Below are 12,558 nucleotides of genomic sequence, written 5' to 3' on the forward strand. Positions count from 1 at the left end.
CTTTCTCTTTCGACCCGACAGCGACGCGTCGCTCGAAACCGGCCACGGCCGTGAGACAGTCCAACCACATCTGGCGATTTTTAGACATTGTGGAAATTGTAGACATTTTATACACAGATATGGTCCACAGACGTTGAGACTCGTTCTTTCGAATGGAATCTGTATTTCAATTATTTCGAACAGTTTCGTTGGACAGACGCGCCGCGTCGAGGCACCGGTACGGTCGGGACCGCGGCGTTTATGCAGACCGTCCGTGAGTACCGAACATGAGCAGTGAGACCACACGGCGCATCCGAGAGACGGGCGTCGTCGCCATCGTCCGTGGTACCGACGCAGACGCGGCAATCGAGACCGTCGACGCCATCCGCCGCGGCGGCGTCTCCACCGTCGAGGTCACCGCGAACACCGACGGCGTCCTCGACATGCTACGCGAGGTGTCGTCGTCGTTCACCGAAGAGGAGGTGACCGTCGGCGCGGGAACCGTCCTCGACGCGGAGACGGCCCGCGCGACGATGCTGGCCGGCGCGGAGTTCCTCGTCACGCCGTCGTTCGACGAGGACGTCGTTCGGACCGCGAACCGCTACGGAAACGCCTCGTTCGTCGGTATCGCGACGCCGACGGAGGCCGTCCGCGCGTTCGAGGCGGGCGCAGACATGGTGAAGGTGTTCCCGGCGGGGACGCTCGGTCCCGGGTTCGTCTCGGCGATGGGCGGTCCACTCGGACACATCCCGACGGTTCCGACGGGCGGCGTGAATCTGGAGAACGTCCGCGACTTCTTCGAGGCGGGGGCGGCGGCCGTCGGCGTCGGGAGTTCCATCGTCGACAACGACGCCGTCAATCGGGGAGACTTCGACGCTATTGAGGAGAACGCCCGCGCGTTCGCCGAGGCGGTCCGAGACGCCAGAGGCGGAGCGTAAGACGCCGATTACGACGGTGGCCGACTACGACGGCGGTTCGAGGAGGAGCGTCGTGACCGCCGACGCGGCCGTCTCGAACTCGACGAGGCGGGCCTTCGCCGGGCGCGCGTCCTCGGGACTCTCGTACAGGTCGCCGCGGAGATACAGCAGGTCGAACGACGACGGCGTGAAGTAGACGACGCTCCGGAGCGTATCCCCGAGACCCGTCCGCGCGGCGCTCACTAGCTGGTCTGCGAACGCCGCCTCGATTCCAGTCCCGTACTCGACTGTCATGTGAGTACACTGTGTCTCAGAGAGCATCACGGTATCGTCGGTGAGCGACCGACGGCGGCGAGAACGAGGGGTCCCGGGGTGCGACGGTGGACGACGACGGAAACGTCAGTCCAGACGCCGCGCCCGGTAGTCCGGCAGCGTATCGTCCTGCATCACGGCCGTGCGGCCGCCGTCCGCGAGGAGGTTCGCGCCGGTGACGAACGCGGCGTCGTCGCTGGCGAGAAAGGAGACGACGCCCGCCACGTCTTCGGGCGTTCCGAGACGTCCCGTCGGGTGGATGGATTCGAGTTCTCGACGGCGTTCTTCGTCCATCTCGCCCGTCGTGCGGTCGATGGCGACCCAGCCCGGATTGACGGTGTTGACGCGGACGTTCGGCCCGAAGTCGAGCGCCATCGCTCGGGTCATCCCGTCGATACCGGACTTCACGGCGTTGTACGGGAACATCTCCGGCATGGTGAGGTGCGCGTGGTTCGAGGAGACGTTGACGACGCTTCCCCGACTCATCTCCGCGAACGCGTGCTTCGCGCAGAGCCAGTAGGAGCGAAAGTCGGTCTCGACGACGAACTCCCAGTCGTCTATCGTCGCCTCGTCCGCGCCGGTGTTCGTCTCGACGCCCGCGTTGTTCACGAGGACGTCGAGGCCACCGAACTCCGCGACGGTGGCTTCGACGAGTGCCGCGATATCGTCCGGGTCGCGCATGTCCGCGCGGACGAACACCGCGTCGCCGCCGTCTTCGCGGATGTCGTCGGCGACGGCCTCGCCCTCGTCTTTCGTTCGGCCGGTGACGACGACGTTCGCGCCCTCGGCGGCGAGTCGCGTCGCCACGCTCGCACCGATACCGCGCGTCGACCCGGTGACGAGTGCCGTGTCGCCCGCGAACCGGTCGGGGACTGGCGTCGGGTCGCCGCCTACCATTCCGCGACGCTCCCGTCGGGGTGTCGCCAGACCGGGTTGTGCCAGTCGTCGTGTCCGGCGCGCGCTTCGACCACGTCGACGTCGATGTCGACGCCGAGTCCGGGGCCGTCCGGGATGTCGACGAATCCCTCTCGGTACTCGAAGACGCTCGGGTCCGCGAGGTAGTCGAGGACGTCCGACGTCTCGTTGTAGTGGATGTCGAGGCTCTGTTCTTGGATGAGGGCGTTCGGCGCGGAGGCGTCCACCTGGAGACACGACGCGAGTGCGATGGGGCCGAGCGGACAGTGCGGCGCGAGGGCCACGTCGTACGCCTCGGCCATCGACGCTATCTTGTTCACCTCGGTGATTCCGCCGGCGTGGCTCACGTCCGGTTGGATGACGTCGACGACGCCCTGTTCGAACACCTCCTTGAAGTCCCACCGAGAGAACATCCGTTCGCCCGTCGCGATGGGCGTCGACGTGTGTTCGGCTATCTGCGGGAGGGCGTCGTTGTGCTCGGGCAAGACGGGTTCTTCGACGAAGAACGGGTCGTGTTCGGAGAGCGCCTCCGCGAGTCGCTTCGCCATCGGTTTCGTGACGCGGCCGTGGAAGTCGACGCCGATGTCGACTTCGGGACCCACCGCTTCGCGGACGGCCCCGAGTCGTTCGACGGCGCGCGAGACGGCGTCCGGCGAGTCGACCCGGCGGAGTTCCGAGGTGGCGTTCATCTTCAGCGCGGTGAACCCCGCCTCGACCTTCTCTCGGGCGGCGTCGGCGACGCCGCCGGGCCGGTCGCCGCCGATCCACTGGTAGACGCGGATTCGGTCGCGCGCCTTCCCGCCGAGGAGTTCGTGAACGGGCGCGTCGTAGTGCTTGCCCTTGATGTCCCACAGCGCCTGGTCGACGCCGGCGATAGCGCTCATGAGGACCGGACCGCCGCGGTAGAAGCCGCCGCGGTACATCGTCTGCCAGTGGTCTTCGATACGGAGGGGGTCCTTGCCGAGGAGGTAGGTGTCCATCAGTTCCTCGACGGCGGTGCGGACGGTTCGGGCGCGTCCCTCGACGACGGGTTCACCCCAGCCGACGAGGCCGGTGTCGGTCTCGATGCGGAGGAACAACCATCGGGGCGGGACTGCGTAGAGGTCGTAGTCGACTATCTTCATTGGTGAGTGTTTTGGGTGTACGGTCTTATTCTGTCGCCATCGTCGCCACGTCGGTGTCGACGTCGTCGGTCTTCGTCTTCAACGCGTCGCCGGTGTCGGGGTCGAACAGGTAGAGTGCGTCCTCGTCGAAGGTGAACTGGACCGTTTCGCCCGCCTGCGGGCGAATCGCGCTGTCGATACGCGCGGTCATCTCGTGGCCGTCGAGTTCGAGGTAGAGGAAGTTCTCGTTGCCCATGTGTTCCGCCACCGTCACCGTCGCCGTCGTCCCGCCCTCGGAGACCATCTGCATGTCCTCGGGGCGGATGCCGACGCGGACGCGGTCGTAGCCCGCGACGGGCGCGGTGTCTTCGAGGTCGTACGCGAAGTCTCGCGGTCCGACGAGCGTCGACCCCTCCACCTCCGCGGTGAACAGGTTGATACTCGGAGAGCCGATGAAGTTCGCGACGAACTCGTTCGTCGGCGACCGGTACACCGTCTCCGGCGCGCCCACCTGTTGGAGGACGCCGTCGTTCATCACGGCGATGCGGTCGCCCATCGCCATCGCCTCCGTCTGGTCGTGCGTGACGTAGACGGTGGTGACGCCGAGTTCGTGCTGGAGTTCCTGCAACTCCGTGCGCATCTCGGCGCGGAGTTTCGCGTCGAGATTCGAGAGCGGTTCGTCCATCAGGAACACCTCGGGTTCGCGGACGATAGCGCGTCCGAGGGCGACGCGTTGCTGCTGCCCGCCGGAGAGTTCCTTCGGCTTGTCGCCGAGGAGTTCCTCGATGCCGAGCATCGCGGCGGCGTCCTCGACGCGCCGGTGTATCTCGTCGGTTGTGAGCTTCGTCGACAGTTTCAGCCCGAAGCCGAGGTTGTCTCGGACGTCCATGTGCGGGTAGAGCGCGTAGTTCTGGAACACCATCGCCACGTCTCTGTCGCGGGCGCGCAAGTCCGTCACGTCGCGCGACCCGAACGTGATGGTTCCCGACGTCACGTCTTCTAACCCCGCGATGCAGCGAAGCGTCGTCGTCTTGCCGCACCCGGACGGCCCCACGAGGACGAGAAACTCCCCGTCGTGGATGTCCAAGTCGACGTTCTCGACGGCGACGACCGTCTGTCCGCCCGTTCCGAACTCCTTTCGTAGCGTGTCTAATTCGATGTTTGCCATGGTTACTCCTTGACCGACCCCGCGAGGATGCCGCTGACGAACTGTTTCTGTAAGAACAGGAACAGCACGAAGATGGGCACGATGGAGAGCGTCGCCGCGACCATTATCTGGTCGTAGTAGACGCGCTGGGCCCCCACGAGTTGGTTTATCGCCACCGGGATGGTGTACTTACCCTGCTCTAAGATGACCAGCGGGAACAAGAACAGGTTCCACTGGAATAAGAAGAGAATGATAGCCAGCGCCGCCAACGACGACTTCATCGTCGGGAGCGCTATCTTGTAGTACAACTGGAACTCCGTCGCGCCGTCCATCCGCGCGGATTCGAGGAGCGCGTCGGGTATCGAGCGCATGTTCTGCCGCATCAGGAAGATACCGAGCGGGTTCGCCGCCCACGGCAGGATGATGGCCCAGTACGTGTTGGTCATGTTCAGCTGACTCATCAGCAAGAACAGCGGGATGACGAGCAGTTGGATGGGCAGGATGAGCGTCGCGAGGATGGCGTAGAACATCGGCTTCTTGAACCGGAACTCGTACTTCGCGAACGCGAACCCCGCCATCGAGCACAAGACGAGCGACAACAGCGTGTACGCCACGGCGATGAAGATGCTGTTCTCTATCGCGCCGGGGTTCCACAGGTGCCAGAAGTCGTACGCGAAGTACACCGGTCCGAGGTCCACGTACTGCGTCATCTGGCCGACGTGCCCGAGAATCTGGACGTTCTCGCGCGCCTGCAACGCCTGCAAGTTCGAGAAGAACTCGCCGCCGGGAACTAATCGCGGCGACGTGCTGGAGAGGAACTCCGACTCGGACAGCGTCGAGGCGACGAAAATCCAGTACAGCGGAACCAACGTCACGACGGCTCCGAGGACGATGAACGAGTACGTGAGGAACTGCCAGACGGCCTCTCGTCGCGTCTCCTCACGCATCGCCCTCACCTCCGAGACGGAGTTGGGCCGCAGACAGCAGACTCACCACGCCGATGAGTACGTAGGTGAGCGCGCTGGCGTAGCCGAGTCGGAAGTCGATGAACGCCGTCTGGTAGATGTACTGCACGATGGTGATGGTGGACTCTAAGGGCGCGCCGCCACCGTTGATGATGACGGGTTCGCTGAACAGTTTGAACGTGCCGATGGTGGAGGTGACGAAGACGAACAGAAGCACCGGACGGAGTTGCGGGACGGTGACGTACCGGAACTTCTCGATGCGGTTCGCACCGTCTATCTCCGCCGCCTCGTACAACTGCTGCGGGACGTTCTGCAGTCCCGCGAGGAGGATAATCATGTTGTAGCCAGTCCAGCGCCACGTGACGGCCCCCACGATAGTCATGCGCGACCAGAACTCGCTCGTGAGCCACGGAATCGGGTCGAGACCGATACCCGTGAGCACGTAGTTCACGAGGCCCGAATCCTGCATCATGAGCAGGAACACCGTCGAGTACGCGACGAGGTTCGCCGACACCGGAAGCGCGAGGACGGTGCGGAAGACGCCGCGGAACTTGACGAACGAGGCGTCGAGCGCCACCGCGAACAGGAGCGCGATACCGACCATCAGCGGCACCTGCACGAGGAGGATGAACACCGTGTTGAAAAGCGCCTGGTGGAACAGCGAGTCCGTGAACATCGCCGCGTAGTTCGAGAGACCGACGAACTGCAAGTTGGCGATGCTGACGAGTCTGTAACTGAAAAAGCCCGTATCTATCCAGAAGAGCGTCTCACCGCCGACGCCCTGAAACCTGAAGAACGACAGGTACAGCGTGTAGACGATGGGAAACGCGAGGAAGACGGCGAACAGCGCAATCGCCGGGAGCAAGAACAGATAGCCGACGGTGCTGTCGCTGGCCGACGGAAGCACCGACGAGAGCGACTGCCGCCAGAATCTGACGGAGTCCCGGAGTGAGTTCGCTGGTCGAGTGGAGTCCTGTGTCGCCATCTCGACTCACTCAGGCGAGGTCCCGCCCGGTGCGGTCTGCGACCTGTTGGGCCGCCCGTTCGACCGCCTTCTCGGGCGATATCTTGCCGTCCATCATCGTCCGGAAGTGGTTGTTGATGGCCTTCGTAATCTCCGGGGTGTCCGGCGTATAGCGGTACGGCGGAATCTCCGGCGCGATGTCGGCGAACAGGCGTCCGGCCTGCTGACCGCCGAGGAACTCGTTCTCCGCGTCGAAGGCGTCGCTCTCGTACGCCGTCTCCAGCGCCGGGAAGATGCCGTACTCGTTGTACATCGTTATCTGATGTTCCTTGTTCGAGAGCGTGTACACCATGTAGTCCCACGCGCGGCGGGCGACGGCGTCGTCCACCTGCGCGGGGATGGTGAGGTTCGACCCGCCCCAGTTCGTCGCGCGGGGGCCGCCCTCGTCGATGGCGGGCGGTTTGATGACGCCCCACTTCCCGGACGTGTCGGGCAGTTCCGCCTTCAGCGTCCCCTCCATCCACGCACCGGCGGTGAGACTCGCCGTCGTCCCCTCGCCGAACGCCGTGAACCACGCCGACGACCACGACGCGAGGTCGTTCGCGATACCGGAGTCGCGGACGCGTTTGAGGACCTGCGCGACCTTCACACTCTTGTCGCTGGCGATGTTCACCGCGCCGGACTCCGTGAACGGTTGGCCGCCGAGTTGTCGGTACATCATCCGCCAGAGACCGTCGTAGTCGTTCGACGGGAGGTTGAGCATGTACTGCCCGTCGGGGAGTTTCTTCCCCTCTTCGATGAACTGGTCCCACGTCTCGATGCTCTCGGCGTCGATACCGTGTTCGTCGTAGACGTCGCGGCGGTAGAACGTTCCCACGGGGCCGATATCCCACGGAAGCGCGTACACCTTGCCGTCCTTCGTCAGCGGTTCCCACTTACCCTCGACGAACTTGTCCTTCACACCGCTCTCTTCGAGCCATCCCGACACGTCGCGGAGGCCGCCCGTCGAGACCCACGAGGCGGCGTCGACGCTCTCCATCATCGCGGCACTGGGCGCGCCGGACCCCGAGAGCAGCGTCGACTTGAACTTGTCTTTCAGGTCGGCGCGACCGATCTGATTGATGGTCACGTCGCCGCCGCGTTCCTCCTCGTACGGTTCGTCGATGAGGTCCAGCGACTTCGCCGCCACGTCCCACCCCCACACCTCGATGCTGTCGGCCATCTCGGGACCGCTCTCGGTCTGCGTGCTCTGTCCGCCGTCCCCACTCGGCGTCGCCGTCGACCCGCCACCGCTCTCTTCGGTCTGGTCCGGCACGTCGCCGGTGCCCGCACACCCTGCGAGTCCGGCCGTCCCGGTGATTCCGAGGTATTTCAGTAGCTGTCGCCGGTCGAGGGTATGGTCTGCGCTAGTCATTGGCGCTCGTGTTTGTCCACTGTGAGGAACGATACTTATAGATGACGATTTATCAGGTTCGGTCTGGTCGGAGGAGGCGAAGAAACGGAAGAGAGTGCCGGAGGGAATAACAAAGGGAAGTGCCGGAAAGAAGTGAGGAGACGGGGGCTCAGTCGTCCGTGCCGAGTTCGAGGTCCGCCGGTGCCGACTCGACGACTGCGGCGTCGAACCCGTCGAGCGTCTCGTCGCCGACGACGAACGTCGCGTCGGCGGGCGCGTCGACCGAAACCGGGTCGCTCGTGAAGTTGCTCACCCACGTCAGGCCGTCGCGTTCGTTCACGCGGACGCCGTCGGGAAGGCGGTGGGTCGTCTCGACACCGGCCCGCGAGAGCAGTCCCGAGACGAGTTCGTCGGCGAGGTCAGCGCCCGGCCAGACGCCACAGTAGACGGTCGACCCGTCTCCCGTGACGTTTCTGGTGACCGCCGGCGTCCCGTCCGCGAGGTCCGTGGTGTGCGTCGCCAGCGTCTCCGTCTCCGGGGCCGGGTCGAGCCACTCCGACCAGACCGAGACGGCGTAAGCGTCTCCGTTCCCGTCCGCCGCGCGGCCACCGTCGACGGCGACGGAGAGGTCGACGTCCGCCGGGAAACTCTCGTGTTGGTCGACGCGGACGCCCGCGAGGTCCGCGAACGCGCCCGGCGCGAGTTCGTCCGGCAGTTTGTTGTACGGGTCTTTCGCGCCGGACCGCGCGCCGAGGAGGAGTTCGCCGCCCGACGCGACGAACTCGCGGAGGTGCGACGCGCGTTCGTCGTCCGCGAGGTGAAGCGACGGTGCGACGACGGCGGCGTAGTCCGAGAGGTCCGTCTCGGGGTGGACGACGTCGACCTGAACGCCGCGGGCGCGGAGCGCGCGATAGTACGTTCGAGCGTGTTCCCAGTAGTCGAACTCCGGGGCGTGCGGTTGCGCGCTGACGGCCCACCAGTCGTCGTAGTCGTGGAGCAAGGCGACGGGCGCGTCGACGTGGTCGGAGTCGACGTCGGAGAGGTCGGCGGCGACGTCCGTCGCGTCGCGGTACCCCCTGTCGGCGGAGCCGTCCTGCTTTCTGAGTCCGGCGTGGTACTGCTCTTGTCCCTCTCTGCACCGCCGCCACCGGAAGTACAGCACCGCGTCCGCGCCGTGGCCCGTCGCGTGATGCGCCCAGAGGCGCATCGCCCCCTCGCCCGGTTGTGGACAGTGCGGCGGCCAGTTCACGTCGCCGGGTTGCTGTTCCATCACCCAGAACGGGGCGTCGTTCGTCCCCCGGTAGAGGTCGTGGTTCATCCCGACCTGGTCGGGGTCGCCCGCCCGGAGTTCGTCCATCGACGGCGTCCCCGTCCGGCGGTCCTGTACGAACCCGGTGGGGTACGAATCCCACGTCACGAGGTCCAAGTCGTCCGCGACGGCGTGGGTGTCGAGCGTCTCGAAGTCGCCCATGAAGTTGTGCGCGACGAACCAGTCGTCGTGGTCTCTGAGGATATCCGCGTGGAGGCGGTTGTAGTCGACGACGCTGTCGGAGGCGAACCGGTGGTAGTCGAGGAGGTGCGACGGGTGGTGTTCGGCGGGCGTCGGCCGCGGCGGGTCGACGGCCTCGAACGACCGGTAGCGCTGACTCCAGAACGTCGTCCCCCACTTCTCGTTCAGGTCGTCGATATCGTCGTACGTCGCGCGAAGCCACTCGGAGAACGCCGCCGCGCAGTCCTCGCAGTAACAGCGGACGGTGTGGTGACAGCCGAACTCGTTGTCCGTCTGCCACCCGACGACGGCGTCTACGTCCGCGTAGTGTTCGGCCAGTTTCGAGACGATTCGGCGCGTCTCCTGCCGGTAGACGGGCGAGTTGAAGCAGTAGTGGCGGCGGGACCCGAAGCGACGCGGCGTGCCGTCCGGGTCGGCCTGCAGAATCTCTGGGTGGCGGTCGACGAGCCACTTCGGCGGCGTCGCCGTCGGCGTGCAGAGTACCACTTTCAGTCCGTGGTCGGCCAGAATCTCGACTGCGTCGTCCAACCACTCGAAGTCGTACGACCCCGGTTCGGGTTCGAGGACGGCCCACGAGAACTCCGCCATCCGGACGTACTCGATACCCGCCTCCGCCATCTGTGCTGCGTCCGTCTCCCAGCGCTCTCTGGGCCAATGCTCCGGAAAGTAGCATACACCGACTGTCATAGTCTGTCTCGGACGTCCCGGTCCGACGAGAAAAACCTTCCCCGACGTTCGTGACTGTCCCGGCACGCTTATTTCGACGCTCCGTGCATCGTTCTCTCATGCCGACGATAGCCCTCATCGGAGCGGGGAGCATGGTCTTCGCGAAGAAACTGGTCGGAGACGTCCTCTCGTTTCCCGAACTCGCCGACAGCGAGATTCGCCTGATGGACGTGGACGACCACCGTCTCTCGAAGACGGCGCGCGTCGCCGAGGCGATGGTGGAGAACGAAGGACTGGACGCGACGGTTCGCGCGACCACCGACCGACGGGAGGCCCTCGACGGCGCGGACTACGTCCTCAACATGATAAACGTCGGCGGCGAGGAACCGTTCGAGAACGAGATTCGAATCCCCGAGAAGTACGGCGTGAAGCAGGCCATCGGCGACACCGTCGGCCCCGGCGGCGTCTTCCGCGCTCTGCGGACGATTCCGACGATGCTCGACATCGCCCGCGACATGGAGGACCTGTGCCCCGACGCCCTCTTCATGAACTACACGAACCCGATGTCCATCCTCTGTCAGGTGCTGTTCGAGGCGACGGACGTGGAGACGGTCGGTCTCTGTCACTCCGTCCCCCACACCGCGGAGGCGATAGCCGACTACCTCGGCGTCCCCGAGGACGAACTGGACTACTGGGTGGCCGGCGTCAACCACGTCGCGTGGTTCCTCGAACTCGAACGCGACGGCGAGGACCTCTATCCCGCCCTCCGCGAAGCGATGGAGGACGAGGACGTCTACCGGCAGGACACCGTCCGCTTCGAGATGTTGAAGCATTTCGGCGCGTTCGTCACCGAGTCGAGTCACCACGTGAGCGAGTACGTGCCGTACTTCCGAACCGACGAGGCGACCATCGAGGCGATGCACGGCGAGGGGTACGCCGAACGCATGCCGACGGCGACGTACCTCGAAGGCTGGACCGCCCGGTCGGACGCGCGCGACGACCCTCGAATCGACGTCGAACTCGACGACGTCGGCGTCGAACGCTCCGAGGAGTACGCCTCGCGCGTGATTCACTCGATGGAGACGGACACGCCGCGGCGGTTCAACCTCAACGTCCCGAACGAGACGGGAGCGATAGCGAACCTCCCCGAGGACGCCTGCGTCGAAGTCCCGTGTCTCGTCGACGGCACCGGCGTCAGACCGTGTTCGGTCGGCGAACTCCCGACCGAACTGGCCGCGTTCGACCGCAAGCACGTCGCCGTCTACCGCCTCGCCGTCGAAGCGGCGTTGGAGAACGACCGGGACAAACTCCACCGCGCGGTCAAACTGGACCCGTTGACGAGTGCGGCGTGTACGCTCGACGAGATTCACGAGATGACGGAGGAACTCCTCGACGCCAACGAGGCGTATCTCCCGTCGTTCGCGTAGTCGTTCACTCACCGAGAACGCCTCGCCCGGAGAGCAGTACGCCGTCCCTGTCTCGTGTCTCTTCGCTCCCGTCGCGTGGTTCGCCGTCTCCGTCGTACCGTTCCTCGCCCCATCGCGTGTGTCGTCTTCGCGTCACCCACCGGAGAGACCGCCGCGAGAGCGCCGAGTCGAGCATCGAGCGTGCGTCGTGCGTCGACACAGCGACAGACCGACACCGGCGAGAACGACCGAAGTCCGTCGACGGACCGGGCGTTCTCGGTGAGTGAACGATGAGTCGAGAGGCATGAAGAACCATTAGCAATTAGGACGAGAAAGCGAGCGAGCGGAGCGCTCCGAGAGTCGGTCAGACGCCGAATTTCCGACGGTACGAAAGATATAACCGTCTTCCGTCGTCAGAGTGAAACGTATGTTCACTCATCGAGAACGGCGGGCGGGCGGCGCGGTGGGAGCACGCCGCGTAGGGGGGAGGGACTCGCGGGTTCGCTATCGGACGGGGGGTGCGGGTCGATGACGGCGGAATTTCCGGTGAAAGCCACGCACACGAGCGCTCGCGTCCTTCGAACGGTTGCAGAGGCCGACGGCGTCGGCGTCTCGGAACTCGCGCGCCGGGTGGACCTCTCGAAGAGCGCCGTCCACAAACACGTGCAGACGCTCACCGCCCTCGGCTATCTCACGCGCGAAGACGACGACTACCACCTCGGACTCGCCCTCTTCGAACTCGGAACGGCGGCGCGCGACCGACTCCCGGTGTACGAGGCGGCGCTTCCGGCGATAGACCGACTGGCGGACGTGTCTGGTGGCGTCGCCACTCTCCTCGTCTACGAGTCCGGTCGCGCCGTCGCCGTCGCCCAGACGCGAGCGAACGGGTCGTTGTCGCCGCCGATCCGAGAGGGTGACGGGGGTCCCCTCCACGCGACTGCGGGCGGTAAGACCATCCTCGCGTATCGCCCCGACGAGGAGGTCGAACGTCTCGTCGCCGACGGACTGGACGCCGTCACACAGAAGACCATCACCGACGGCGACGCCCTGCGCCGCGAACTGCAGTCCGTCAGAGATAGACGCGTCGCCTTCGACCGAGAGGAGTACGCGGAGGGATGGCAGGCCGTCGCCTCGCCCATCACCGACTCCGAACAGCAGGCCGTCGCCGCCATCAGCGTCTCCGGACCCACGGAGCGCATGTCTGGCAAGACGCTCGAAGAGGACATCACCGGCCTCGTGGTCAGCGCCGCGAAGTCCATCGAGAACGACTTGTTGTAGGCA

The 12,558-nt window shown here is 65.4% G+C and carries 11 protein-coding genes; 3 read left to right on the plus strand and 8 right to left on the minus strand.

Translation table 11 applies throughout. From position 1 onward, the window contains the following. The first annotated feature begins 266 nt into the window (after window positions 1–266). Entirely contained in the window at window positions 267–917 is a 651-nt protein-coding gene (locus tag BM282_RS16650; RefSeq protein ID WP_089883126.1) for a bifunctional 4-hydroxy-2-oxoglutarate aldolase/2-dehydro-3-deoxy-phosphogluconate aldolase, read from the plus strand. Between the two features lie 24 nt (window positions 918–941). On the opposite strand, the gene BM282_RS16655 is transcribed toward BM282_RS16650, so the two are convergent. The 8 genes from BM282_RS16655 to BM282_RS16690 form a co-directional block, all read right to left on the minus strand. After that, window positions 942–1,190, minus strand: coding sequence for a DUF7522 family protein (locus BM282_RS16655; RefSeq protein WP_217642724.1), 249 nt, complete (start codon window positions 1,188–1,190; stop codon window positions 942–944). A gap of 105 nt (window positions 1,191–1,295) precedes the next feature. Continuing rightward, window positions 1,296–2,105: an SDR family NAD(P)-dependent oxidoreductase gene (locus BM282_RS16660; protein ID WP_089883128.1), complete on the minus strand. Its 810-nt coding sequence runs from the start codon at window positions 2,103–2,105 to the stop codon at window positions 1,296–1,298. Then, window positions 2,099–3,247 carry a galactonate dehydratase gene (gene dgoD, locus BM282_RS16665; protein WP_089883130.1) on the minus strand — a complete coding sequence of 383 codons (1,149 nt, stop codon included), beginning with the start codon at window positions 3,245–3,247 and terminating at the stop codon, window positions 2,099–2,101. Before dgoD ends, BM282_RS16660 begins: the two co-directional genes overlap by 7 nt. Window positions 3,248–3,272: 25 nt before the next feature. Continuing rightward, window positions 3,273–4,394, minus strand: a complete 1,122-nt coding sequence (locus tag BM282_RS16670) for an ABC transporter ATP-binding protein (protein ID WP_089883132.1) — start codon at window positions 4,392–4,394, stop codon at window positions 3,273–3,275. A 2-nt stretch (window positions 4,395–4,396) separates the two neighbouring features. Then, complete coding sequence (locus BM282_RS16675) at window positions 4,397–5,320, minus strand: carbohydrate ABC transporter permease (RefSeq protein ID WP_089883134.1); 924 nt, start codon at window positions 5,318–5,320, stop codon at window positions 4,397–4,399. Next, window positions 5,313–6,323 (minus strand): carbohydrate ABC transporter permease, encoded by a 1,011-nt coding sequence (locus BM282_RS16680; RefSeq protein WP_089883136.1) that lies wholly within the window; start codon window positions 6,321–6,323, stop codon window positions 5,313–5,315. Before BM282_RS16680 ends, BM282_RS16675 begins: the two co-directional genes overlap by 8 nt. Before the next feature lie 10 nt (window positions 6,324–6,333). Next, window positions 6,334–7,716, minus strand: a complete 1,383-nt coding sequence (locus BM282_RS16685) for an ABC transporter substrate-binding protein (protein WP_089883138.1) — start codon at window positions 7,714–7,716, stop codon at window positions 6,334–6,336. Window positions 7,717–7,864: 148 nt separating this feature from the next. Continuing rightward, a complete protein-coding gene (locus BM282_RS16690) occupies window positions 7,865–9,892 on the minus strand; it encodes a beta-galactosidase (protein WP_089883140.1) in 2,028 nt (675 codons plus the stop codon). A gap of 98 nt (window positions 9,893–9,990) precedes the next feature. On the opposite strand from BM282_RS16690, the gene melA reads away from it, so the two are divergent. Both melA and BM282_RS16705 read left to right on the plus strand, forming a co-directional pair. Further along, window positions 9,991–11,298: an alpha-galactosidase gene (gene melA, locus BM282_RS16695; protein ID WP_089883142.1), complete on the plus strand. Its 1,308-nt coding sequence runs from the start codon at window positions 9,991–9,993 to the stop codon at window positions 11,296–11,298. 507 nt (window positions 11,299–11,805) lie between these two features. Beyond that, window positions 11,806–12,555 carry an IclR family transcriptional regulator gene (locus tag BM282_RS16705; protein WP_089883147.1) on the plus strand — a complete coding sequence of 250 codons (750 nt, stop codon included), beginning with the start codon at window positions 11,806–11,808 and terminating at the stop codon, window positions 12,553–12,555. The last annotated feature ends 3 nt before the right edge of the window (window positions 12,556–12,558 follow it).

It is taken from the genome of Halogeometricum limi (genome assembly GCF_900115785.1).
In the GTDB taxonomy this organism is placed as follows: Archaea; Halobacteriota; Halobacteria; order Halobacteriales; family Haloferacaceae; genus Halogeometricum; species Halogeometricum limi.